The sequence below is a fragment of the Aeromicrobium panaciterrae genome (assembly GCF_039537165.1).
Classification (GTDB): Bacteria; Actinomycetota; Actinomycetes; order Propionibacteriales; family Nocardioidaceae; genus Aeromicrobium; species Aeromicrobium panaciterrae.
Genome location: NZ_BAAAZZ010000002.1, coordinates 3,376,716 through 3,401,106, shown reverse-complemented (window position 1 = coordinate 3,401,106; position 24,391 = coordinate 3,376,716). Strand labels below are relative to the sequence as shown.

17 protein-coding genes and 1 tRNA gene are annotated in these 24,391 nt (G+C 66.8%); 9 read left to right on the top strand and 9 right to left on the bottom strand.

Annotated features, from left to right (window positions below; all coding sequences use genetic code 11):
- Nucleotides 1-11: 11 nt before the first annotated feature.
- From gltB to ABD683_RS17575, 6 genes are all read left to right on the top strand, one after another.
- Entirely contained in the window at nt 12-4,556 is a 4,545-nt protein-coding gene (gene gltB, locus ABD683_RS17600) for a glutamate synthase large subunit (protein WP_344771371.1), read from the top strand.
- Nucleotides 4,549-6,012 (top strand): glutamate synthase subunit beta, encoded by a 1,464-nt coding sequence (locus ABD683_RS17595; protein WP_344771370.1) that lies wholly within the window; start codon nt 4,549-4,551, stop codon nt 6,010-6,012. The genes gltB and ABD683_RS17595 overlap by 8 nt, the downstream gene beginning before the upstream one ends.
- Nucleotides 6,013-6,077: 65 nt before the next feature.
- Nucleotides 6,078-7,529 (top strand): pyruvate kinase, encoded by a 1,452-nt coding sequence (gene pyk / locus ABD683_RS17590; RefSeq protein WP_344771369.1) that lies wholly within the window; start codon nt 6,078-6,080, stop codon nt 7,527-7,529.
- A gap of 31 nt (nt 7,530-7,560) precedes the next feature.
- A tRNA-Leu gene (locus ABD683_RS17585) sits at nt 7,561-7,636 on the top strand.
- A gap of 27 nt (nt 7,637-7,663) precedes the next feature.
- Nucleotides 7,664-8,284 (top strand): ANTAR domain-containing response regulator, encoded by a 621-nt coding sequence (locus ABD683_RS17580; RefSeq protein WP_344771368.1) that lies wholly within the window; start codon nt 7,664-7,666, stop codon nt 8,282-8,284.
- Nucleotides 8,285-8,437: 153 nt separating this feature from the next.
- Nucleotides 8,438-9,712, top strand: coding sequence for an ABC transporter substrate-binding protein (locus tag ABD683_RS17575; protein ID WP_344771367.1), 1,275 nt, complete (start codon nt 8,438-8,440; stop codon nt 9,710-9,712).
- Between the two features lie 232 nt (nt 9,713-9,944).
- On the opposite strand, the gene ABD683_RS17570 is transcribed toward ABD683_RS17575, so the two are convergent.
- The 5 genes from ABD683_RS17570 to ABD683_RS17550 form a co-directional block, all read right to left on the bottom strand.
- Nucleotides 9,945-10,721, bottom strand: a complete 777-nt coding sequence (locus ABD683_RS17570; protein WP_344771366.1) for an ABC transporter ATP-binding protein — start codon at nt 10,719-10,721, stop codon at nt 9,945-9,947.
- Nucleotides 10,718-11,623 (bottom strand): ABC transporter ATP-binding protein, encoded by a 906-nt coding sequence (locus ABD683_RS17565; protein WP_344771365.1) that lies wholly within the window; start codon nt 11,621-11,623, stop codon nt 10,718-10,720. Before ABD683_RS17565 ends, ABD683_RS17570 begins: the two co-directional genes overlap by 4 nt.
- Complete coding sequence (locus ABD683_RS17560) at nt 11,613-12,608, bottom strand: branched-chain amino acid ABC transporter permease (protein WP_344771364.1); 996 nt, start codon at nt 12,606-12,608, stop codon at nt 11,613-11,615. The genes ABD683_RS17565 and ABD683_RS17560 overlap by 11 nt, the downstream gene beginning before the upstream one ends.
- Before the next feature lie 9 nt (nt 12,609-12,617).
- Nucleotides 12,618-13,847 carry a branched-chain amino acid ABC transporter permease gene (locus tag ABD683_RS17555; RefSeq protein ID WP_344771363.1) on the bottom strand — a complete coding sequence of 410 codons (1,230 nt, stop codon included), beginning with the start codon at nt 13,845-13,847 and terminating at the stop codon, nt 12,618-12,620.
- Between the two features lie 255 nt (nt 13,848-14,102).
- Nucleotides 14,103-14,912 (bottom strand): DUF554 domain-containing protein, encoded by an 810-nt coding sequence (locus ABD683_RS17550; RefSeq protein ID WP_344771362.1) that lies wholly within the window; start codon nt 14,910-14,912, stop codon nt 14,103-14,105.
- A 115-nt stretch (nt 14,913-15,027) separates the two neighbouring features.
- Here ABD683_RS17550 and ABD683_RS17545 point away from each other — a divergent pair, with 115 nt between their 5' ends.
- Nucleotides 15,028-15,645, top strand: coding sequence for a GNAT family N-acetyltransferase (locus ABD683_RS17545; RefSeq protein WP_344771361.1), 618 nt, complete (start codon nt 15,028-15,030; stop codon nt 15,643-15,645).
- A gap of 30 nt (nt 15,646-15,675) precedes the next feature.
- A complete protein-coding gene (gene polA / locus ABD683_RS17540) occupies nt 15,676-18,339 on the top strand; it encodes a DNA polymerase I (protein WP_344771360.1) in 2,664 nt (887 codons plus the stop codon).
- A gap of 53 nt (nt 18,340-18,392) precedes the next feature.
- Here polA and ABD683_RS17535 read toward each other — a convergent pair whose 3' ends face one another.
- Nucleotides 18,393-19,595 (bottom strand): MATE family efflux transporter, encoded by a 1,203-nt coding sequence (locus ABD683_RS17535; protein WP_344771358.1) that lies wholly within the window; start codon nt 19,593-19,595, stop codon nt 18,393-18,395.
- A 48-nt stretch (nt 19,596-19,643) separates the two neighbouring features.
- Here ABD683_RS17535 and ABD683_RS17530 point away from each other — a divergent pair, with 48 nt between their 5' ends.
- A complete protein-coding gene (locus ABD683_RS17530) occupies nt 19,644-21,332 on the top strand; it encodes an MmpA family trehalose lipid delivery protein (protein WP_344771357.1) in 1,689 nt (562 codons plus the stop codon).
- Here the strand turns inward: ABD683_RS17530 and dprE2 are convergent.
- From dprE2 to ABD683_RS17515, 3 genes are read right to left on the bottom strand one after another with little or no spacing between them, the layout of a single operon-like run.
- Complete coding sequence (gene dprE2, locus ABD683_RS17525; protein WP_344771356.1) at nt 21,282-22,034, bottom strand: decaprenylphospho-beta-D-erythro-pentofuranosid-2-ulose 2-reductase; 753 nt, start codon at nt 22,032-22,034, stop codon at nt 21,282-21,284. The genes ABD683_RS17530 and dprE2 overlap by 51 nt on opposite strands.
- A gap of 7 nt (nt 22,035-22,041) precedes the next feature.
- Nucleotides 22,042-23,388: a decaprenylphosphoryl-beta-D-ribose oxidase gene (dprE1, locus tag ABD683_RS17520; RefSeq protein WP_344771355.1), complete on the bottom strand. Its 1,347-nt coding sequence runs from the start codon at nt 23,386-23,388 to the stop codon at nt 22,042-22,044.
- A complete protein-coding gene (locus ABD683_RS17515) occupies nt 23,385-24,263 on the bottom strand; it encodes a decaprenyl-phosphate phosphoribosyltransferase (RefSeq protein WP_344771354.1) in 879 nt (292 codons plus the stop codon). The genes dprE1 and ABD683_RS17515 overlap by 4 nt, the downstream gene beginning before the upstream one ends.
- Between the last annotated feature and the right edge of the window lie 128 nt (nt 24,264-24,391).

Below are 24,391 nucleotides of genomic sequence, written 5' to 3'. Positions count from 1 at the left end.
AGAGGCCCAGCATGAGCGTCAAGAGTTTTTCGACAACGCCCCCGGCGCAAGGTCTGTATGACCCGGCCAACGAGCACGACGCCTGTGGTGTCGCGTTCGTCGCCACGCTGACCGGTGTGGCGAGCAACGACATCGTCGCCAAGGGCCTCACCGCGCTGCGCAACCTCGACCACCGAGGCGCGGTCGGCGGCGAGCCCGACACGGGGGACGGCGCCGGCATCCTCATGCAGGTCCCCGACAAGTTCCTGCGCGCGGTCGGTGGCGTGGAGCTCCCCGAGCTGGGCGCGTACGCCGCGGGCATGGCGTTCCTGCCTCTCGACGACAAGGCTGCTGCAGCGGCGAAGCTGCGCATCGAGGCCATTGCGGTCGAGGAGGGTCTGACGGTCCTCGGTTGGCGTGAGGTCCCGGTCAACCCCGACATCCTCGGCTCGATGTCACGCGGTGCGATGCCGGCGTTCGCGCTGATGTTCGTCACCTCCGCGGGCGAGGAGCTCACGGGCATCGAGCTCGACCGCGTCGCGTTCTGCCTGCGCAAGCGCGCCGAGCACGAGCTCGATGTCTACTTCCCGTCACTGTCGAGCCGCACCCTCGTCTACAAGGGGATGCTGACGACCGAGCAGCTCGAGAACTTCTTTCCTGACCTCCGCGACGAGCGGATGGAGTCGGCGCTGGCCATCGTGCACAGCCGTTTCTCGACCAACACCTTCCCGAGCTGGCCGCTGGCGCACCCGTTCCGGTTCGTCGCGCACAACGGCGAGATCAACACCGCGCGCGGCAACCGCAACTGGATGCGCGCGCGAGAGGCGCTGCTGGAGAGCGACCTGATCCCGGGCGACCTCAGCCGGCTCTACCCGATCTGCGACCCCGACGGCAGCGACACCGCCTCGTTCGACGAGGTGTTGGAGCTGCTGCACCTCGGTGGCCGCCCGCTCCCGCACGCCGTGATGATGATGATCCCGGAGGCGTGGGAGAACAACAACGACATGGACGAGGCGCGTCGCGCGTTCTATGAGTTCCACTCATCCGTCATGGAGCCGTGGGACGGTCCTGCCTGCGTCACGTTCAGCGACGGCAACCAGGTCGGTGCCGTGCTCGACCGCAACGGGCTGCGTCCCGGCCGCTACTGGGTGACCGAGGACGGCCTCGTCGTGCTTGCCTCCGAAGCCGGCGTCCTCGACATCGACCAGAGCACGATCACCCGCAAGGGCCGCCTCGAGCCGGGCAAGATGTTCCTCCTCGACCTCGCCGAGCACCGCATCATCGAGGACCACGAGATCAAGAACACCCTCGCCGGCGAGCACCCGTACGACGAGTGGCTCTACAGCGGTCTCGTACGCTTCGAGGACCTCCCGGACCTCGAGCACATCGTCCACACGCATTCGTCGGTCACCCGGCGCCAGCAGGTGTTCGGCTACACCGAGGAAGAGCTGCGCATCCTGATCGCCCCCATCGCACGCTCCGCCGGCGAGGCGATCGGGTCGATGGGCACCGACACGCCTATCGCCGCGATCTCGGACCGACCCCGCCTGCTGTTCGACTACTTCTCGCAGCTGTTCGCGCAGGTCACCAACCCGCCGCTGGACGCCATCCGTGAAGAAGTCGTCACGTCGCTTGCGGGCACGATCGGTCCGGAGAAGAACCTGCTGGCTCCCGGTCCGGCGTCGTGCCGCATGCTGCAGCTGCCGTTTCCCGTCGTCGACAACGACGAGCTCGCCAAGATCCGCCACATGAACAAGGACGGCGACATGCCGGGCTTCTCGGTGCACGTCGTTCGCGGCCTGTACGAGGTCGACGGTGGCGGCGCCGCCCTCAAGGCCCGCCTGGAGGAGATCTGCGCCGACGTGTCGGCCGCAATCGCCGAGGGCGCCCGCATCATCGTGCTGTCGGACCGTCACTCCAACGCCGATCTGGCGCCGATCCCGTCGCTGCTCCTGACGGGCGCCGTGCACCATCACATGGTGCGCGAGAGGCTTCGCACGCAGGCGGGCCTGATCGTCGAGTCCGGTGACGTACGCGAGGTGCATCATGTCGCGCTGCTGATCGGTTACGGCGCCACGGCGGTCAACCCCTACCTCGCACTCGAGTCCGCCGAGGACCTCGCCCGTGAGCGGATCTTCGTTGAGGGCGTGGCACCGGCGCAGGCCGTGCGCAACCTCGCGTACGGGCTGGGCAAGGGCGTGCTCAAGGTCATGAGCAAGATGGGCGTCTCCACGGTGGCGTCCTACACCGGTGCGCAGATCTTCGAGGCCGTCGGGCTCTCGCACGAGCTCATTGACGAATACTTCACCGGTACGTCGTCCAAGCTGGGCGGGGCCGGCCTCGACGTCATCGCCGCCGAGGTGCGTTCGCGCCACCTCAAGGCCTATCCGACGAGCGGTATCGCGAGTCCGCGCCGCCAGCTCGAGATCGGCGGCGAGTACCAGTGGCGTCGCGAGGGTCCGGAGCACCTGTTCGACCCCGAGACGGTGTTCCGTCTGCAGCACTCGACGCGCACCGGCTCGTACGAGATCTTCAAGCAATACACCTCGCGCGTCGACGACCAGTCGGAACGGCTGATGACGCTGCGCGGATTGTTCGAGTTCAAGGCGGGGGAGCGTGCCCCGATCTCGATCGACGAGGTCGAGCCGGTCGCAGAGATCGTCAAGCGCTTCTCGACGGGTGCCATGTCGTACGGCTCGATCAGCCAGGAGGCGCACGAGACCCTGGCGATCGCGATGAACCAGCTGGGCGGCAAGTCCAACACCGGCGAGGGTGGTGAGGACCCCGACCGCCTGTACGACCCGGCACGTCGCTCGTCGATCAAGCAGGTGGCGTCGGGCCGCTTCGGCGTGACGTCGGAGTACCTCACGAACTCCGACGACATCCAGATCAAGATGGCGCAGGGTGCCAAGCCCGGCGAGGGCGGCCAGCTGCCCGGTCCCAAGGTCTACCCCTGGGTGGCGAAGACGCGTCATTCGACGCCCGGCGTCGGCCTCATCTCGCCGCCGCCGCACCACGACATCTACTCGATCGAGGACCTCAAGCAGCTGATCCACGACCTCAAGAACGCCAACCCCTCGGCACGGGTGCACGTCAAGCTCGTGTCGGAGGTGGGTGTCGGTACGGTCGCGGCCGGCGTGTCGAAGGCCAAGGCCGATGTCGTCCTGATCTCCGGGCACGACGGCGGCACCGGCGCATCGCCGTTGACGTCGCTCAAGCACGCCGGTGGACCCTGGGAGCTCGGCCTCGCCGAGACCCAGCAGACGCTGCTGCTCAACGGGCTGCGCGACCGCATCGTCGTGCAGTGCGACGGCCAGCTCAAGACCGGGCGTGACGTCATCATCGCGGCGCTGCTCGGTGCCGAGGAGTTCGGCTTCGCCACGGCCCCGTTGGTGGTCAGCGGCTGCATCATGATGCGGGTCTGCCACCTCGACACCTGTCCGGTCGGCGTGGCGACACAGAACAAGGCGCTGCGTGAGATGTATTCCGGCAAGGCCGAGTACATCGTCAACTTCTTCACCTACATCGCCCAAGAGGTGCGCGAGCACCTGGCGCAGCTGGGCTTCCGCTCGATCGACGAAGCGGTGGGTCACGCCGAGGTGCTCGACGTCCGCAAGGCTGTCGACCACTGGAAGGCCGACGGACTCGACCTCGAGCCGATCCTGTTCGTGCCCGAGCTGCCGGAGGGCACCTCGCTGCACCGTACGACGACGCAGGACCACAGCCTCGACCGTGCGCTCGACAACGAGCTGATCGCGCTGAGCACGGATGCGCTCGAGCGTGGGGAACCCGTGCGCGCACAGCTCGAGATCCGCAACGTCAACCGTACGGTCGGCACGATGCTCGGCCACGAGGTCACCAAGCGCTACAGGGGTGCCGGGCTGCCCGAGAACACGATCGACCTGACCTTCACTGGGTCGGCCGGCCAGTCGTTCGGCGCGTTCCTGCCCTCGGGCATCACGCTGCGGCTGGAGGGCGATGGCAACGACTACGTCGCCAAGGGCCTGTCCGGCGGGCGCATCATCGTGCGGCCCCCTCGGGACGCGCAGTTCACGGCCGAGGCGCAGATCGTCGCCGGCAATGTGATCGGCTTCGGCGCGACCGGAGGCGAGATCTTCCTGCGCGGCAAGGTCGGTGAGCGGTTCTGCGTACGCAACTCCGGCGCGAGTGCTGTCGTCGAAGGAGTGGGCGACCACCCCTGCGAATACATGACCGGTGGACGCGTCGTGATCCTCGGGCCGACCGGCCGCAATGTCGCGGCCGGCATGAGCGGCGGCGCGGCGTACGTACTCGACCTCGACAAGACCCTGGTCAACACCGAGATGGTGGAGCTGCGGGCTGTCGACGGTGAAGCGGCGGTGGCACTGAAGTCCCTGGTGAGCAGGCATCTCGAGGAGACCGGATCGGTCGTCGCCGAGCAGCTCCTCGGCTCCTGGGAGCATTCGCTCGAACGCTTCACCGAGATCATGCCGGTCAACTACCGGCTCGTCCTCGAGGCCCGTGCGGAAGCCGAGTCCGAGGGACTGTCAGACGAAGACACCACGACACGAATGATGGAGGTGGCTGCACGTGGCTGACCCACGCGGTTTCATCACGACTCCCCGACAGCTGGCGCCGCGGCGACCCGTCGAAGAACGCATCAAGGACTGGAAAGAGGTCTACCCCGGTGGGCCCGGCAAGGCTCTGCTGCCGATCATCAGCGAGCAGGCCGGTCGCTGCATGGACTGCGGCATCCCGTTCTGCCACAACGGCTGCCCGCTGGGCAACTTGATCCCGGAGTGGAACGACCTCGTCTGGCGTGAGGACTGGGACGAGGCGCTCGACCGGTTGCACGCGACCAACAACTTCCCGGAGTTCACCGGCCGACTGTGCCCGGCTCCGTGCGAGACTGCGTGCGTCGTGGCGATCCACCGCGATGCCGTGACGATCAAGAACGTCGAGGTCTCGATCATCGACAAGGCGTGGGATGACCGTCAGGTCCGGCCCGAGCCGCCCGAGTGGCTGACCGGCAAGACCATCGCGGTCGTCGGTTCCGGTCCGGCCGGCCTGGCCGCGGCCCAGCAGCTGACCCGTGCGGGCCACACCGTCGCGGTCTATGAGCGCGACGACAAGCCCGGGGGGTTGCTGCGCTACGGCATTCCCGAGTTCAAGATGGAGAAGATCCAGGTCGAGCGCCGCATCAACCAGATGGAGCGCGAGGGCACGGTGTTCCGTACCGGCGTCCAGGTCGGTGACACGCTCACCGGTTCGCAGCTGCGTGACCGCTACGACGCCGTCGTCCTGGCGATCGGCGCGACCGTACGCCGTGACCTGCCCGTGCCGGGTCGTGAGCTCGGCGGCATCCACCAGGCGATGGACTTCCTTCCCCAGGCCAATCGCGTCGCACTGGGTGAAGAGGTCGAAGGCCAGATCGTGGCCACCGGCAAGGATGTCGTGATCATCGGCGGCGGCGACACCGGTGCAGACTGCCTCGGCACGTCGGTGCGTCAGGGTGCCGCGTCGATCACCCAGCTCGAGATCCTGCCCAACCCGGGGGAGGAGCGCCCTGAGAACCAGCCCTGGCCGACCTACCCGATGATCTACCGCGTGTCGTCGGCCCATGAAGAGGCCGGGGAGCGCGTCTACTCGGTCTCGACGAAGGAGTTCCTCGGCGAGGACGGAAACGTCTCGGGGCTGAAGCTCGTCGAGGTCGAGTTCATCGACGGCAAGCTCACCGAGATCGAGGGCACCGAGCAGGTCATCCCGGCACAGCTCGTCCTGTTCGCGATGGGATTCACGGGCCCCGAGACCGAGGGGCTGGTCGACCAGCTCGGCGTCGAGCTCGACGAACGCGGCAACATCAAGCGCGACAACAGCTACATGTCGTCGGTTGACGGAGTGTTCGTCGCGGGTGACGCGGGTCGCGGCCAGTCGCTGATCGTGTGGGCGATCGCCGAGGGCCGGTCGGCTGCGGCAGGCGTCGATGCGTACCTCTCGGGGTCCACCAGCCTGCCTGCGCCGATCCCTCCGACCGCCCGTCCGCTCACGGTCTAAGAATAAGTTGTCTCAAACCACTAAGTGACTCGCGGGTAGCCGTGCCAACTCGATAGGTTGATGTCGTGCGTAGAGCAAAGATCGTCTGCACCCTCGGTCCAGCGGTCGCGGGAGCCGACAAGATCCTTCAGCTGGCAGAAGCCGGGATGGACGTCGCGCGACTCAACATGAGCCACGGCGAGCAGCCTGACCACGAGCAGAACTATGCGTGGGTGCGCGAGGCTGCCGAGAAGCACGGCAAGGCCATCGCGATTCTCGCCGACCTGCAGGGTCCCAAGATCCGGCTCGGCAAGTTCTCCAACGGACCTGTCGACCTCGCGGTCGGTGACACCTTCACGATCACGACAGATGACATTCTCGGCGACTCCGAGCGTTCCTCCACGACCTACAAGGGCCTGCCCGGCGATGTCAGTCCCGGGGACGAGATCCTGATCGACGACGGGCGTATGCGGTTCCGCGCCACCAAGGTGACCAAGACAGACGTCACCTGCACCGTCGAGACCGCGGGCCAGATCAGCAACAACAAGGGCATCAACCTCCCCGGTGTCATGGTCAGCGTGCCCGCGATGAGCGAGAAGGATGTCGACGACCTCCGCTTCGCGCTGCACCTCGGCGTCGACTTCATCGCGCTGTCGTTCGTGCGCGAGGCGGCTGACTACGACGACGTGCGCAAGATCATGGACGAGGAGGGCATCGTCGTCCCCGTCATCGCCAAGATCGAGAAGCCGCAGGCCGTGCAGAACCTCGACGGCATCATGGACGCGTTCGACGGCGTGATGGTGGCCCGCGGTGACCTCGGCGTCGAGTTGCCGCTCGAGGACGTACCGATCGTGCAGAAGCTGATCGTCGAGAAGGCCCGCCGCAACGCCAAGCCGGTCATCGTCGCGACCCAGATGCTCGAGTCGATGATCTCCGCGCCGCGTCCGACTCGCGCCGAGGCCTCCGACGTCGCCAATGCCGTGCTCGACGGCGCCGACGCCGTCATGCTCTCGGGTGAGACGAGCGTGGGCGACTATCCGATCCACACCGTCAACACGATGTCTCGCATCGTGGAGTCGACCGAGGACCACGGACTGCCGCGCATGGCGGCCTTCGTGTGGAAACCGCGCACCAAGTCTGGCGTCATCTGCCGGGCGGCCTCCGAGGTCGCGGAGGCGGTCGATGCCCGTTTCCTGGTCGCGTTCACCACGACGGGCGACTCGGCACGGCGTATGACGCGCTACCGCTCTCGTGTGCCGGTCATCGCGTTCACGCCTGACCCGAAGGTGCGCAACCAGCTGGCGCTGAGCTGGGGCATCGAGACGTTCCTGGTGCCCGAGGTCAAGCACACCGACGACATGGTCCTGCAGGTCGACAAGGCGCTGCTGGAGATCGGCCGGTGCGGCGAGGGCCAGCAGGTCGTCATCGTCGCCGGCAGCCCTCCCGGAATCCCGGGCTCCACCAACGCCCTGCGCATCCACAACATGGGTGACGCGATCAACAGGGTCGCGCCGGCCTACGGCGACCCCCAGGGCTGAAGCTCCGTTCGATAGGGTTGAGCGGCTGCCTGTCCCGGTATCCCAACGGCAGAGGAAATCGGCTCAAACCCGATCCAGTGTGGGTTCGAATCCCACCCGGGACACCATTGACATCGAAGGGATAGCCTGCCGACGTGTCCAGCTCCAGCCGCGCTTCGGCTCCTCGGGTCGTGATTGCCGAGGACGAGGCACTGATCCGCCTTGACCTCGCCGAGATGCTCGCCGAGGAGGGCTACGACGTCGTGGGTCAGGCCGGCGACGGCGAGGCTGCGATCGCCCTCGTGATGGAGCACCGCCCCGACCTCGTGGTGATGGACGTCAAGATGCCCAAGCTCGACGGCATCGCCGCAGCCTCGCAGATCGCAGCCGCGCGCATTGCGCCGGTCGTCATGCTGACGGCATTCAGCCAGCGTGAGCTCGTCGAGAGGGCCCGGGACGCGGGGGCGATGGCCTACCTCGTCAAGCCGTTTTCGAAGTCGGACCTCGTTCCGGCGATCGAGATGGCGATGAGCCGATTCGGCGAGATCGCGGCGCTCGAGAAGGAGGTCGGTGACCTCACGGGCCGCCTCGAGACCCGCAAGGCGGTCGAGCGGGCCAAGTCGTTGCTGCAGGAGGCCTTGGGGCTCACGGAGCCCGAGGCGTTCAGCTGGATCCAGCGCACAGCCATGGATCTGAGGATTCCCATGCTGCAGGTCGCGCAGGGCGTGATCGACCATGGCCCGGGCCTCGGCGAAGCCGCAGGTCAGGGCGTCTGAGGGCCTCAAATTTGCCTTGGTTACAACTCGATGACGTTGTCTCTCAACCTGAGAAGTCCGATGCAAATGCACCCGTCGGCGACTACGTTCGGACATACATTGACGCTCTTGGGCACGTGAGTGCCCTGGACTCTCTATTTATCCGGAGGATTGATGAAGCGCAGTAACAAGACATATCGTCTTGCTGCTATCGCTGCAGCGGGAGCTCTCGTGCTCGCTGCGTGTGGTGGAAGCGACGACAAGAGTGAAGGTGACGCGCCTGCCGCCAAGGGAGACGGCGTCCTGACCGTTGGTCAGCTCCTCCCGCAGACCGGTAGCCTCGCGTTCCTCGGCCCGCCGGAGTTCGCTGGCGTCGACCTCGCAATCAAGGACATCAACGCCGCTGGTGGCGTTCTGGGCAAGGACGTCGTCGGCGTCAAGGCCGACTCGGGTGACACCGACTCCGGCATCGCTCCGGCCGAGGCTGACAAGCTGCTCAAGGCCAAGTCCGACGTCATCGTCGGTGCTGCTTCCTCGGGCGTCTCGCTGACCGTCATCGACAAGATCATGTCGGCCGGCACGGTGGAGATCTCGCCCGCCAACACGTCGACGTCGTTCGACGAGGGTGACTACTCCAAGCCCGACCTGTACTTCCGTACGGCTCCTTCCGACATCCTGCAGGGTGCCGTGCTCGCCAACCTCCTCATCGAGGACGGACGTCAGAACGTCGCCATCCTGGCGCGCCAGGACGCCTACGGCGAGACGCTGGCCAAGGAAGTCAAGAAGAACCTCGAAGACGCAGGTTCCAAGGTCGCCGTCTCGGTGCTCTACGACGAGAAGAACGGCCCGGGCGACACGCAGATCACGCAGATCGCCGACGCCAAGGCCGACGCAGTCGTCCTGATCGCGTTCGACGAGACCACGACGATCATTCCCAAGCTGATCCAGGCCGGCGCTGGCCCGAAGGACGTTCCGACGTACTTCGTCGACGGCAACACCTCGGACTACAGCACCACCGGTACCAAGCAGCTTCCCCCGGGAACGCTGAAGGGCACCAAGGGAACGATCCCCGGCGCCGACTCGGGTGACGAGTTCAAGACTCGCCTCAAGACGGTCAACCCTGACCTGAAGGACTACTCGTACGCGGGTGAGTCCTACGACGCCACGGTCCTCGCTGCTCTTGCCGCGATCGCTGCTGGTGACGACTCGGGTGAGGCAATCGCCAAGGAAATGATCAACGTGAGCAAGGGCGGCGAGAAGTGCACGTCGTTCGACGCCTGCGCGAAGCTCCTGAAGGACGACAAGGGTGCTGACATCGATTACGACGGAGTCTCCGGCGAGATCGAGTTCGGCAAGACCGGTAGCCCGACGGCGGCATCGATCGGCATCTACGAGTACGACGCGGCGAACAAGATCTCGCCCGTGAAGTACATCAAGGGCAACATCTGATCCGAAGGATCACAACCGCCTGAACAGGCAAGACCCCCGGTGCTTCGGTGCCGGGGGTCTTGCTGTGTCCGGTCGGCCCTGCGTGCCCGGGCAGGCCGCGGTGTGGTGCGGTGAGCTGATGTGCCCACGTGGGGAGCTCACCTCACGACGCTTCGCAAGCTGGCGGTTTCGCCGCGGGACGCTCACACGTCGTCAGCGGCGCTTCGAGCTCACACGCGGAGCGCGCTCGGTCTCAGGCGTTCTGGCCCAGCGTGCCCAGGTAGAGCTCGATGACCTTGGGGTCGTTGACCAGTGACTTGCCGGTGCCGGAGTAGGCATTGCGGCCCTGGTCGAGCACGTAGCCACGGTCACAGATCTGCAGGCAGCGTCGGGCGTTCTGCTCGACCATGACGACCGAGACGCCCGCCTTGTTGATGTTGCGCGTCTGCACGAACACCTCGTCCTGCAGGACAGGGGAGAGGCCGGCAGACGGCTCGTCGAGCAGCAGCACCGCCGGATCCATCATCAGCGCGCGGCCCATCGCGACCATCTGGCGCTCACCACCCGACAGCTGACCGGCGCGCTGCTTGCGACGCTCTCCGAGGCGCGGGAACAGGTCGGTGACGAACCCGAAGCGTTCGTTGAACCTCTTGGGCTCCTGATAGCAGCCCATCTCGAGGTTCTCCTCGATCGTCAGGCTGGGGAACACGTTGTTGTTCTGCGGCACGAAACCGATGCCCTTGGACACCAGCTGGTCGGCACGCTGGCCGGTGATGTCCTCACCGTTGAGCTGGACGTTGCCCTCGTGGATCTTGACCAGGCCGAAGAGCGCCTTGAGCAGCGTCGACTTGCCGGCGCCGTTGGGGCCGATGATGCCCACGAGCTCGCCCGGCTGGCAGTAGAGGTCGGCGCCGTTGAGGATGTTGACGCCGGGGAGATAGCCGGCGACGAGGTTGTCAGCCCGCAGGACAGCGCCCTCGGCGTGGGCGAGGTGCTTGTCGCGCTCGGTCGACTCCGAGGTCTCGGTCATTTTGCCTCCTCGTCGAGCTCGGCCTCGGCGAGCTCCTCGAGCTCTTCGATGTCGACCTCGGTGATGTCGGTGTCGTGGTGGGCGCCCAGATAGGCATCGATCACGCGCTGGTCGGCCATGACTGAGTCGGGAGTGCCCTCGGCGACGATCTGTCCCTGCGCCATGACGATGACCCAGTCGGAGATGTCGCGGACCATGTCCATGTCGTGCTCGACGAACAGGACGGTACGTCCTTCGTCGCGCAGCGACTTCACATGACCGAGCAGTGACTGCTTGAGCGCCGGGTTGACGCCCGCCATGGGCTCATCGAGCATGATCAGCTCGGGGTCGACCATGAGAGCGCGTGCCATCTCGAGCAGCTTGCGCTGGCCGCCGGAGAGCGATCCGGCGAAGTCCTCGCGCTTGGCGTCGAGCTTGAACCGCTCGAGCAGTGCGTCGGCACGCGTCGTGATCTCGTCCTCCTGCGAGCTCCAGAGGCTCTTGAACGGCGCTGACCAGAACTTCTCGCCGCGCTGTCCGGTCGCTCCCAGGAGCATGTTGTCGATGACGCGGAGCTTGGAGAGCACCTTGGTCAGCTGGAACGTGCGGACCATGCCGAGGCGTGCCACCTTGAAGGCCGGCACCTTGCCGAGCTGCTTGTCGTTGAACGACCAGCTGCCCTCGTCGGGGGCGTCGAAGCCGGTCAGCAGGTTGAACAGCGTGGTCTTGCCGGCACCGTTGGGACCGATGAGGGCCGTGATGACGCCTCGCTGGATCTCGATGTGCTCGACGTCGACGGCCCGGAGACCGCCGAACGTACGGACGATGTTGCTGCCCTTGACGATCGGATCGGGCTTGGGAGCCCCTGGTTCGGCGGGTACGCCCTCGAGTGCTTTGCGTGCGTTGCTGAGTTCAACGGGCATCGATCGCGATCTCCCTTCGGTCTCCGAAGATCCCCTGTGGTCGGTAGATCATCAGGAGCATGAGGCCCAAGCCGAGCATGATGAACCGGATGAGGCTGGACTGGGTGTTGGTCATGATGAAGTCGGGGATCAACGGATCGGCGCCCGAGGTGGCCTGGCCGAAGAACGAGCCGAGGCCGGCGATCAGGAACCAGAAGATGATCGAGCCGACGACCGGTCCGAGCACACGTGCGGCGCCACCGATCAGCAGCGCTGCATAGGCGTAGAACGTGAACGTCGTGTTGAAGTCGGTCGGCACGGCCGAGCCCTGCTTGAGGATGTGGTAGATGCCGGCGATGCCACCGAAGAGGCCGCCCAGCACGAGTGCCTGCATCTTGTAGGCGAAGACGTTCTTGCCCAGTGAACGTACGGCGTCCTCGTCCTCACGGATCGAGCGGAGCACGCGACCCCACGGGCTGCGCATCAGGGACCACACGATGAGGCAGCAGATCGCGACCAGCGACCAGCCGACCGTGATGTTCCACATGTCGCCGCGACTGAAGGACACGAAACCGAGGTCAAGGCCGTCGTTGTAGGGATTGAGGTCCTTGTAGGTGCTCGCAAACCCGGTGAGGCCGTTGGACCCACCGAAGGTGTCCTTGAACTCGACGGCGCCGAAGATGAGCCGCAGGATCTCCGACGTTGCGATCGTGACGATGGCGAGGTAGTCGGCGCGCAGGCGCAGCGTCGGCACACCCAGCACGAGTGCCAGCACGACCGAACCCACGAGCCCGATCGCGACCGCGAGCCAGAAGTTGATGTCCCAGGTCACGACACTGACGGCGAGACCGAATGCGGCGATCGACATGAAGCCGGCCTGACCGAAGTTGAGCAGTCCGGTGTAGCCGAAATGGACGTTGAGCCCGATCGCGGCGAGTGCGAAGACGATGGCCTGGGGGCCGAGGGCCGCCGAGAAGGCGGCGTCGATGACTGTTCCGAAGTCCATGGTTCCCCCTTATCCGATCCGCTGAGCTTTGCCGAGGATGCCCTGGGGCCTGACGAGCAGGATCAGGATCATCACGAGGAGGGCCCCGACATCCTTGATGGAGGCCGGGACCGGGTGCCAGCCGCCGATCGAGAGGACCGGGGCCACCTCGACCATCAGGCCGATGACCAGGGAGCCGAGCAGCGCGCCCCAGATCGTGCCGAGGCCACCGAGGGTGACCGCGGCGAAGACCAGCAGGAGGATCTTGAACCCCATCTGGAAGTTGACCTGCTGCTGGACCGCGAGGAGCACGCCCGACAGCCCGGTGAGGGCGGTGCCGAGGATCCAGACGGCCGAGATGACGCCGTCGACGCGCATGCCGGACGAGGCGGAGAGCGCCGGGTTGTCCGACACGGCCCGCATGGCCTTGCCGAGCCGGGTACGCATCAGGGCGATGCAGGTGACGACCAGGGTGACGATCGAGATGCCGAAGATCGCGACCTCCTTGTCGGAGAGCGCGATCGGCCCGTAGTCGGTGCGCCCCTGTGCGACGTACTGGCTCAGGGTCTCGGTGCTGCCGCCCACCGTGTATTGGTAGATGCTGCGCAACAGCAGGGCGAAGCCGATCGACACGATCATCATGGCGATCAGTCCGGTGCCGCGGTTGCGGAGCGGCCGCCACAACACACGGTCCTGGGCGAACCCGAACAGAGCCGAGGCAAGCACGGCAAGCAAACCGGCCACGATCACCGGGAAGCCGAGCCCGCGGTTGAAGCCGAGGGTCACGATGCCGCCGAAGGTGATGAGCTCGCCGTGGGCGAAGTTGGTGAGGCCCGTGGTGCCGAAGATCAGGGACAGCCCGAGCGCTGCCAGCGCGATGATCAAGCCGTACTTGAGGCCCGAGGTCGTGGCGTCGGTGAGCTTGCTGCTGAACGACGCCGCCTTGACGACAACTGCGCCGATCTGGAACTGGACGAAGTTGCTGCCGCCGAGGCGCGCCGTGATGGTCTTGTCGGTCTCACCCGCCCCGCTGAGCTTGACACCTTCTGGCAGCGTGTCCGGCTCGAGCTCGACGACGTACACGCCGTTGCCGGGGATCGCGATGCTGACCCGGCCGAGCTTGTCGGTGACCTGCGTGCCGAGGACCTTGCCGCCCTTCTTGTCGGCGTAGACCGTGAGCTCGACACCGGGAACCGGCTGGGGCTCACCCTTGCCGCCGTTGAGGTCCTTGAGCGTGACGGTGACGTTCTGACCGTCCACGATCGGGTTTTGGTCGGGTGTTGCAGTGCCCGCGGAGGGTGTGGGTGTCGGTGTCGCCGTGGCTAGCGCCGGCGCCGGACCGAGGAGGATGGACACTCCCACCACTGCTGCGAGTAGGGCCGCGAGTCGCATTCGCACGCATGTACTCCTGTCGGCATTGCCTGGAAGGTTTGCGGATGATTCAACGGACTATAGCCCCGTGATGGAGCAGCGCATGCCTTGTCGAGTTGTTGGCAGGTAACAGTTCGGTTGCGATCAATTCACCGCCACGGCGATCTGGCACAGGATGGGTGCGATGACCAGCGCGGGGAGCAGGTCAGCCACCGGAATGGCCTTGAGGTTGAGCAATCGGAACGCGACTCCGACCAGGATCAACCCACCCGTGGCCGTGAGTGCGAGGAGGTGCGCATCGGGCAGGAACGAGCCGAGCAACGCTCCGAGCGCGGTCAAGGTCCCCTGGATGACCGCGATGGACAAGGCTGACGCCATCACCCCGATCCCGAACGACGCCGCGAACGCCAGCGAGGCAAACCCGTCGAGGACGGCCTTGAGCAGGAGCTGGTCGGCGCCATTGCCCAGTCCCTCGTTGATCGAGCCGAGAATCGTGAGGGGCCCGACGCAGAAGACCAGGGAGCTGATCACGAATCCTTCGACGAACCGCTCCCGCCCGGCGCTGGCTGGAGGTGTGGCCGCGTCGGCTTCCAGGATGCTGGGGACGTCTGGCTCCGGAGGGCTCAGGGGGCCTCGGCGTACGAGCTTGCGCTGGAGCCAACCGCCGGCATCCTCGAGCCTGTCCTCGAGGCGGAACCACGATCCGACGATTCCGCCGATCACCAGGGAGCCGAGGACGACAAGGACCGGTGCACTGCTCCCGACCGCGTCGATGAGCTCCGGATCGGACACCGCGAACGCGGACTGCGCCGCGATGAGCAGCGTCACGAGTCCGAGTGCCGAGGTCACGGTGGAACGTACGCGCTCACTCAGTCGATGACCGATGAGCAGCCCGAGCCCGGATCCGGCGATCACCGTCGCAACGTTGGTGAGCGTGCCGGCCCCGGTGAACATGTATGGTCTCCCTCGATGCTCGATCGACAACTTTTCAACTACGACAGCAGCGCCCAGCGGTAGTGTGACATTCGCGCCGGGCTCGCCCCGGTGTCATGGACAGAATCAGGATCCTATGTCGGCCAGAAATCCCATCGTCCTGCGGGACGCGGACCGTGATGACGCAGCTGCGTTGATCGCGCTGTGGTCTGAGTGTGCTGCCGCCAGCAAGGACGAGGGTTCGGAGGCATTCACGCAGCAGGCACTGTGGCGCGAGCCCGGCGTCGCCGAGGCTGCCGCCGCACTCGACGTCAACCTCGGCCAGCCCAACAAGCGCATCGTGGTGGCCGTCTCGGACGAGGAGATCGTCGGTGCGACAGTTTTCTCGCTCAACACCCTGACGCCCATCAGCCTCACCCGGGTCCTGATCGTCACCGAGATCCAGGTGTCGCCGCGATTCCGGCGCCGTTCGGTCGCCTCGATGCTCCTGTCGGCCGCGGCTCACCACGGCGAGGACCACAACTGCGAGATCGTCGTCGCATCGATCCCGGTGCACTCCCGCGAGCCCCAGCGCTATCTCGCGAAGATCGGCTTCAACCAGATCGCGATCGTCCGGGCGATCCAGGCCAGCAAGCTCCGTTCGCGGCTGACGGGCAAGGCCACCAACTCGCGCGACACGGGCAAGCTGATCGCCGTACGCCGCACGCTGCGCCGCCGCCAGGCCGATGCGCTGGGCGCTGGCACCCGTCGCTGACTGTCCGAGCCGTGTCATAGAGTCACCGGTGTGGACCGCCTACTGCTGATCGACGGTCATTCCGTCGCCTACCGCGCCTTCTTCGCCCTTCCTGTCGAGAACTTCTCGACGACGACAGGACAGAGCACCAACGCGGTGTTCGGGTTCACCTCGATGCTGATCAACGTGCTGCGCGACGAGAAGCCCACGCATGTCGCGGTGGCGTTCGACGTCTCTCGCCAGACGTTTCGCCTCGAGCAGTACGCCGACTACAAGGGCAACCGCTCGAAGTCGCCGCCGGAGTTCAGCGGCCAGATCCCGCTGATCAAGGAGATCCTGGATGCCCTGCACATCCAGACGTTCGAGAAGGTCGGCTTCGAGGCCGACGACATCATCGGCACCCTGACGACGCGCGCCGAGTCGGCCGGCATGGAGGTCCTGATCTGCACCGGCGACCGCGATGCGCTGCAGCTCGTCACCGACACGACAACGGTCCTCTATCCCCGCAAAGGAGTGTCCGATCTCGTCCGCATGACTCCCGCCGCGGTCGAGGAGAAGTACGCCGTCGCGCCGTTCCACTATCCCGACATCGCGGCACTCGTCGGTGAGACCAGCGACAACCTGCCGGGCGTGCCGGGCGTCGGCCCCAAGACTGCCGCCAAGTGGATCAACCAGTACGGCACCCTCGATGCGCTCGTCGCCGACGTCGACAACATCCCGGGCAAGGCGGGGGAGTCTCTCCGTGAGCACCTCGACGACGTGCTCCGCAACCGGCGCATCAATGCACTGATCCGTGACCTCGACCTGCCGGCGGGACCAGCCGATCTCGGCTTCGACACGGTCTGGGACCGTGAGGCGATCCACACGGTCTTTGACGCGCTCGAGTTCAATGCCTTGCGGGTCCGCCTGTTCGAGGCGTTCGGTGAGGTCGAGCCGCAGACCGAGGAGGGGTTCGACCTCGACGGCGTCAACCTCCAACCCGGTGGAGTCCCGGCGTGGCTGGCCGAGCACTCCAAGCCCGGCGTACGCCTCGGGCTGCACGTGCAGGGCTCCTGGGGCCGAGGCACGGGCGATGTCGTCGCCCTGGCCGTCGCCTCCGACACCTCCGCCGCCTGGATCAACGCCGACGAGATCACCCCGGACGACGACGCTGCGATCGCGGACTGGCTTGCAGATCCCGAGCGACCCAAGGTCCTGCACGACGTGAAGGGCCCTGCGCTGGCGCTCGCGGTCCGCGGCTGGACGCTGCGCGGTGTTGCCGCCGACACCGCGCTGTCGGCCTACGTCGTGCGCCCCGACCAGCGTTCGTACGATCTCGCCGACCTCTCGGTGCGCTATCTCAAGCGGGAGCTGCGCGACGACTCCGAGGACTCGGGCCAGCTGACGCTCGACACCGACAATGCAGGAGCCGAGGCCGGCATGCTGCGTGCGCGGGCCACGCTCGACCTCTCGGTGGTGCTCGACGAGGAAGTGGAGTCGGTCGGCGGCACACCGCTGATCCGCGAGGTCGAGCTGCCCCTGGTGGCGACCCTCGCCCGCATGGAGCGTGCAGGCATCGCGATCGATGACGACCACCTGATCTCGCTGGAGTCGGAGTTTGCCGCGCGCGCCGCTGATGCCGCCTCGGAGGCCTACGCCGCCATCGGCGGCAGGGAGATCAACCTCGGTTCGCCCAAGCAGCTCCAGGTCGTGCTGTTCGACGAGCTCAACATGCCCAAGACCAAGCGCACCAAGACTGGCTACACGACCGATGCCGAGGCGTTGCAACAGCTGTACGTCAAGACCGAGCACCCGTTCCTCCAGCACCTGCTGGAGCACCGCGACGTCACCCGGCTGCGCCAGACGGTCGACGGGTTGCGCAAGTCGATCTCGTCCGACGGGCGCATCCACACGACGTACGCGCAGACGATCGCCGCCACGGGTCGCCTGAGCTCCAACGATCCCAACCTGCAGAACATCCCGATCCGCACCGCATCGGGTCGGCGCATCCGGGAGGCGTTCTGCGTCGGCGAGGGCTACGAGACGCTCCTGACGGCCGACTACAGCCAGATCGAGATGCGCATCATGGCACACCTGTCGGAGGACGCCGACCTGATCGAGGCGTTCAAGTCCGGCGAGGACTTCCACACCGTGACGGCGTCCAAGGTCTTCTCGGTCCCGCCCGAGGAGGTCGACACCGAGCTGCGGGCGCGCATCAAGGCGATGAACTACGGTCTCGCCTACGGCTTGTCGTCCTACGGCCTCAGCGCCCAGCTCAGCATCTCCACCAGCGAGGCGCAGGGTCTGATGGACGACTACTTCTCCCGGTTCGGTGGCGTACGCGACTACCTCCGCGGACTCGTCGACGAGGCGCGTCAGACCGGGTTCACCGAGACGATCCTGGGCCGCCGCCGCTACCTTCCTGACCTCGTCAGCGACAACCGCCAGCGCCGTGAGATGGCCGAGCGCATGGCGCTCAACGCACCGATCCAGGGCTCCGCCGCCGACGTCATCAAGGTGGCGATGCTCAACGTCGAGCGTGCCCTCGACGAGGCCGGACTCGCGTCACGGATGCTGCTGCAGGTGCACGACGAGCTCGTGTTCGAGGTTGCACCGGGTGAGCTCGAGCAGGTCGAGCAGGTCGTACGCGCGCAGATGGCGTCGGCCGCTGACATGTCGGTGCCGCTCGACGTGTCCGTGGGCATCGGCAGGACCTGGCACGAAGCCGGCCACTGACTCAGCGAGTGTGACGCGGACGGCGCTACGGGCGAGCCATCGGCCCGCAGACTTCAGGACGCGACGTCTCCGCGCTCGCCGGGGGTGATCCAGACGATTGCGGCCAGGGTTGCGGCGACAACGGTGACCGTGAGCACCAGGCCCGTGAAGCTGACGTCGAGCCCGTACGCGACAGCCACGACCGCCGCGACGGCTCCCCAGAGCATGAAGACGATGCCGTGTGCGTGCCGGGCCAGCGCGTCGAACACCAGCAGGTGGACGATCGCGAGCAGTGAGCCGGCGAGGGCGAACAGCCACAGCCGGTCGGTGACGTCGGCGTACTTGTCGCCACCGACCAGGATCAGCGCCACATGCGGGAGGACGGCCGTGGCCGCCACCGCCAGCGCCCCGAAGCCGGCGACGAGGGTGACTGCCCGCAGGCGGGCGTGATGAGTCGTGGCGCGCGCGAGGTCGGGGAACAGCACGACGCTGACGAACTGTGGGAAGAACAGCGCAGCCTTGGCGAGGATGAGCCCCGAGGCGTACAAGCCGCTGTCGTGGACATCGAAGCGGTTGCGCGCGATCAGCGAGTCCATGTTGCTGAGCACGAAGTACGCGAGCAGCGCGTGCGTCGACAGCACGGCTTCACGCAACAGCGGGCGGCGGCTGATCGGGTGGCCGGAGTCGGAGTGGCCCAGCAGGAGCCTCGCGCCCGCCGCGACGGGAAGCCAGGACCCCAGGGCGATGCCGATCATCGCCGACGTCGTGGTGGGGGAGACGGCCAGCGCGAGCGTTCCGCCGATGACACGCCCGATGCCGTTGCCCAGGTAGATCGCGGTCAGTGATCCCCACCGTGACGTTCCCTGCGCGACGCCGGCCTCCGCGCCCATGATCGTCAGTGGCACCAGCGTCGCACCGCACAGGATCACCGGCCAGTAGCTGTCGAGCTTGAGTGCCGGCGTCAGCACGACGGTGAGAAGCGCGACGAGCACCCCCACGGCAGCGGCCACCGTGAACGTGACCCGTGCGGTCGCGCTGATGATCTGGTCGCGGTTCAGGGGATCGACCGCCAGTCGCCGTGCCGTGACGGCCTGCAGGCCGAGGGAGGCGACGTTGCCGACCAGGATGATGCCGAACAGGGCGGTGAGTGCGCCGAACTCCTGCGGGATGAGCATGCGTGCCGAGACGATGTTGAACCCGTAGACCGCAAGGTTCATGCCCATCATTCCTGCGGCGACGAGAGTTCCACCGGTCATCGCCTGCCGCTTGGACCTCACCACGGCACAATAGCCGTGGCTGGCCAACGCCATGACGAAAGGGCCGACGTGTCGCTCCCCGGTGATCTCCGTCGTGCGATCGTGCCCATCTGGGCCGCGGTCCTCGCCCTCGCGGTGTGTGCGCCGCTGCTTGGACACGGGTACGTCCTGTCGTACGACATGGTCTGGGTCCCGCACCTGGACCTCGGTCGTCCGGAGATCTGGGGCCTCGGGTCTGCGCTGCCGAGGGCTGTGCCGTCAGATGCCGTCGTCGGATTGCTGGGCGCGGTGATTCCCGCGGCGATCGTGCAACGGATCGTGCTGGTCGCCGCCCTGTTCCTGCTGGCGACGGGTGTCGGCCGACTGCTTCGTGAGCGGCCGCTGGCGGCCCAGCTGGCTGGTGCGACGTTCGCGGTCTGGAACCCGTTCGTGGCCGAGCGGCTGGTGCTGGGCCAGTGGCCGCTGCTGCTGGCAACCGCGGCGCTTGCTTGGTTGGCCTGGGCACTGCTCGACGGTGCGCGTTGGCCCGTCGTGGTGCTCGCACTCGCCGGAACCGCGCTGTCACCCGCCACAGGAATCATGGGTCTGGTGGTCGTGCTCCTCGCCGGGCGAAGGCGCATCCTTCCCGTGCTCGCCCTGACGGGACTCCTCAACCTTCCGTGGATCGCCGCCGGCGTGCTGCACGCGGGCGGACGATCCGATCCCGCAGCGGTCGACTTGTTCGCAGCCCGAGGCGAGGGTCACCTCGGCCGTGCGGGATCGGTCCTGACACTCGGAGGGATCTGGAACTCCGAAGTGGTGCCAACGTCGCGCACACTCGGACTCACGGCTGTCCTGGCTGCGTTGATCGGCGTTGTCGTCCTGGTCGGCATCGTGACGATGTGGCGTGACGATCGGCGATCGTTCGGCGTGCTCGTGTCGGCCGGCGCGGTGGGTGTTGCGATGGCACTCGCAGGTTGGCTCGCACCCGATGTGATCGAGCGCATCGTCCGGGACGTGCCCGGCGGCGGTCTCGTTCGCGACGGGACGCGATGGCTTGCACTCGTGGTGCCACTGCAGGCAGTCGCGTTCGGAGCTGGTGTCGGTGCCCTCCTTCACCGCGCCCGGCCGTGGTCAGCACCGATCGCGGTGCTGGGAGTCATGCTTCCGCTCGCCGCGCTCCCTGATCTTGCCTGGGGTGTGGCCGGCCGACTCGAGCCGGTGACCTACCCTGCTGCGTGGTCGAACGCGCGTGCGGCAATTCAGGACAGCGATGTCGGCGGCGACATCCTGGTGCTTCCGTTCTCGTCCTATCGCCAACCGGACTGGAACCACGACACACCGGTGTTCGACCCCGCTGGCCGGTTCTTCGATCGCACGACCATCACGAACGACGAGCTCGACGTGTCCGGCACGACGATCAAGGGGGAGGACCCGCGTGCCCGGCTGATCAAGGACGTACTCGGGGGAGCGAACGTCCTCGGCGAGCTGCCGAACCAGCACATCGGCATCATTGTGGTCGACACCGAGGCCCCTGGGGCTGACGAGGCGTTGAGCCTGGTGGAGGGGGCCGACGAGCTCGACGTGAACGACGATGGGCTCCGTGTGTTCACCCTTCCGGGCGCAGCCTCGGCAGCGACTTCAGAGGGCCATCGCAGCATCATGGCGTCGGCGTGGATCCTGGCCGGGCTGACATTGCTCGGCGGTGTCGTCGCCGCGTTCCGCCGATCAGACCGGGAGCCTGCGGAAGATCGCCCGCGGGACGTGCCGGAGGCCTGACATCACGACCCGCATCGTGCCGGGGACCCAGATCTGCTCCTTGCCGTCGCGTACGGCGCTCACGACCGCCTCGGCAACCGCTTCGGGCGTGGTGGCGAGCGGAGCGGGTTCGAGTCCCTTGGTCATCTTGGATCTCACGAAGCCGGGGCGGACCACCAGCACCCGGCCACCCAGCTCGCGCAGCGCCTCCCCGAGCCCGGTGTAGAACGCGTCGAACCCGGCCTTGGTGGAGCCGTACACGAAGTTGGAGCGGCGAGGACGCTCGCCGGCGACGCTCGAGAGAGCGACGATCACGCCGTGGCCCTGCGTACGAATGCGGGCGGCGAGGGCGACCCCGGTCGTGATTGCGCCGACGTAGTTGACCTCGGCGAGCTCGCGGGCGACGTGGACGTCGGTCCACGCCTCCTCGGGATCACCGAGGAGCCCGAAGGCCACGACCGCGATGTCGATGTCGTCCTCGATCCCGGCGATCAGTGCACCGTGGCTCGCGGTGTCGAGCGCCTCGAAGTCGAGGGCCGTTACGGCGCAACCCCTTGCGTGGAGCTGGCCGACGGCAGCATCGCGACCTTCTCCGGCGCGCGCCGCGAGAGTCACCGTCAGCCCGGGCCCTTGCGCGGCGTAGGCCTCGGCGATTGCGAGGGCGATGTCGGACGTGCCGCCGAGCAGCAGCACGTGCTGTGGTGTGCCGAGCGCGTTGATCATGGGTGCCTCACAGGTCGAGTCGTCGTGACAGGTCTGAACGGAAGGTGCTGGTCGGGTCGAATCGAGCTCGTGCCGTACGGAACTCGTCGATCCGGGGATACATCCGGGCGATCGCAGCAGCTGAGGTGCGGGAGTCCTTGGCGAGATAGACCCGCCCTCCCGCGGCAAGGACGATCTGATCGAGGTGGTTGAGCAACGTGGCGAGTCCAGCGCGTACGGGAAGGTCGACCGCAAGCGTCCAACCGGCCATCGGGAACGAGAGCGGTGCGCGGTTGCCGGGGCCGAAGCGCTTGAGCACGTTCAGCGACGAGACGTGGCCTGACCGGGCGATCGTCTCGACGATCGTGGTGAACGCTGCTTCCTCGCCGGACGGCACGACGAACTGGTACTGGCAAAAACCCTTGGGACCGTAGACGCGGTTCCAGTCACCGATGATGTCGAGCGGATGGAAGAACTGCGTGATGTCCTGGATCTCGTGGGTACGATGCCGTGGAGCCGTGGCGTACCAGAGCGCATTGAACCCCCTGGCGGTGAACCGGTTGACCAGGCCCACCGGCAGCTCGACGGGCACGCGACCGCGCTGCGGTGCAGCGAACTCGAGGGCGGATCGGCGCTTCTCAGGATCCAGGGCCTCACGGGGCGCCGTGTTGCCGCGCATGACGACGCCACGGCCGAGCGAGTCTCCCGTCGTCGCGGTGTCGAACCACGCGACGGAGTAGGTGTAGCTGTCGTCGCCCGTCTCGAGCGCAGCCAGCACCTCGGCGAGATTGCGGGCGCGCCGCGTGTCGACCACGAAGTAGGAGGTCTCCACCTCCTTGAGCCGGATCGTCGCCTCCAGCACGACTCCGGTCAGCCCCATGCCCCCGACCGTCGCCCAGAAGAGCTCGGCGTCGTTGCCGTCCGGAGTCGCCGTCACGGTGTCGCCAGACGCCAGCAGGATGTCGAACGAGGACACGTGGTTGCCGAAGCTGCCGTCGACGTGGTGGTTCTTGCCGTGCACGTCCGCGGCGATCGCCCCGCCGACCGTCACGTGGCGGGTGCCGGGCACGACCGGGAGCCAGAGCCCGAGGGGGAGGAGGGCGCGGAGCAGTCGGTCGAGGCTGATGCCGGACTGGACGCGTACGGAAGGCGCTCGCGTGTCGATGTCGAGGATGGAGTCCCACTCGGTCAGGTCGAGCACGGTTCCGCCGGCGTTCTGCGCCGGGTCGCCGTAGCTGCGCCCCAGACCGCGGGTGATGACACCCCGATCGCCGACCGCTCTGAGCTCGTTGCGCAGCGCCTCGAGATCGGCGGGCCGTTCGACGCGCGCGGTGCTGGCGCTCGTACCGCCCCAGCCGGTGAGTGACTCGTTCATGTGGAGTAGACACCGATCGCGAAGATCACGAGCCAGCTCACGGCGATGACCTGGAGGACGCGGTCGCGGAGCACGGCTTCCTCGGGCTCGTCGGCGAGTCCACGATCGATGTCGACGGCATAGCGCAGCAGACCCATGACGAACGGCGCGATCGAGATCGCCTGCCAGTCGACGCCGGACTCGTTCTTGATCTCGAACGCCCACAGGCTGTAGGCCGTGATCGTGACGGCGGCGGCGAGACTCCACACGAATCGCAGGTAGGAGACGGAGTATTCCTCGAGGGTGCGCCGGGTGCCGATCTCCGTGCCGAGACTCCGCAGCTCGGAGTAGCGCTTGCCCGCGACCATGAACAACGACCCGAAGGACGCGACGAGCAGGAACCACTGCGACAGGGGCACGTCGACCGCGACACCGCCGGCGATCGCGCGAAGCAGGAAGCCCGCCGACACGATCGCGAGGTCGATGACAGGTTGATCCTTGAGCCACAGGGCGTAGGCGACCTGGATCACGACATAGACCGCCAGGGTGACGCCGAGGTCGCGGTCGATCGCCGTGCCGAGCCCGAGTCCGGCGCCAGCCACGACAACCGAAGCTGTCACGGCCGTGCGCACCGACAGCTGGCCGGCGGCAACAGGACGGAGCTTCTTGCGCGGGTGCTTGCGGTCGGCGTCCACATCACGCGCGTCGTTGAAGAGATAGACAGCCGACGCCGCGAGCGTGAACGCCACGAACGTACCGATGATGATCGCGATGTTGTTGTCGTCACCGAGAACACCGGCCGCGAGCGCCGCCGCGACCACGAGGACATTCTTGGCCCACTGCCTCGGACGCATGGTGCGCACGATGGCGTGAGCGGTGCGCAAACGGCTCGGCATGATCTGCTCAGCGTAGTGCGGACCGTGGGCCACGTGCCCCGTGAGCGAGGCGCGTGGATTTTGAGGGTGACCCCGAGACGCTGGTAGGCTCGATCTGATTGAGGGAGGGACTCAACTGTGGCAAACAA

Excerpts from the sequence above, each read along its gene's own strand:
- ABD683_RS17560 (WP_344771364.1), bottom strand. The coding sequence starts at position 12,608 with ATGGACTTCGGAACAGTCATCGACGCCGCCTTCTCGGCGGCCCTCGGC.
- ABD683_RS17515 (WP_344771354.1), bottom strand. The coding sequence starts at position 24,263 with ATGCCGAGCCGTTTGCGCACCGCTCACGCCATCGTGCGCACCATGCGT.
- ABD683_RS17550 (WP_344771362.1), bottom strand. The coding sequence starts at position 14,912 with ATGTTCACCGGGGCCGGCACGCTCACCAACGTTGCGACGGTGATCGCC.
- ABD683_RS17575 (WP_344771367.1), top strand. The coding sequence starts at position 8,438 with ATGAAGCGCAGTAACAAGACATATCGTCTTGCTGCTATCGCTGCAGCG.
- ABD683_RS17565 (WP_344771365.1), bottom strand. The coding sequence starts at position 11,623 with ATGCCCGTTGAACTCAGCAACGCACGCAAAGCACTCGAGGGCGTACCC.
- dprE1 (WP_344771355.1), bottom strand. The coding sequence starts at position 23,388 with ATGAACGAGTCACTCACCGGCTGGGGCGGTACGAGCGCCAGCACCGCG.
- ABD683_RS17570 (WP_344771366.1), bottom strand. The coding sequence starts at position 10,721 with ATGACCGAGACCTCGGAGTCGACCGAGCGCGACAAGCACCTCGCCCAC.
- gltB (WP_344771371.1), top strand. The coding sequence starts at position 12 with ATGAGCGTCAAGAGTTTTTCGACAACGCCCCCGGCGCAAGGTCTGTAT.
- dprE2 (WP_344771356.1), bottom strand. The coding sequence starts at position 22,034 with ATGATCAACGCGCTCGGCACACCACAGCACGTGCTGCTGCTCGGCGGC.
- ABD683_RS17545 (WP_344771361.1), top strand. The coding sequence starts at position 15,028 with ATGTCGGCCAGAAATCCCATCGTCCTGCGGGACGCGGACCGTGATGAC.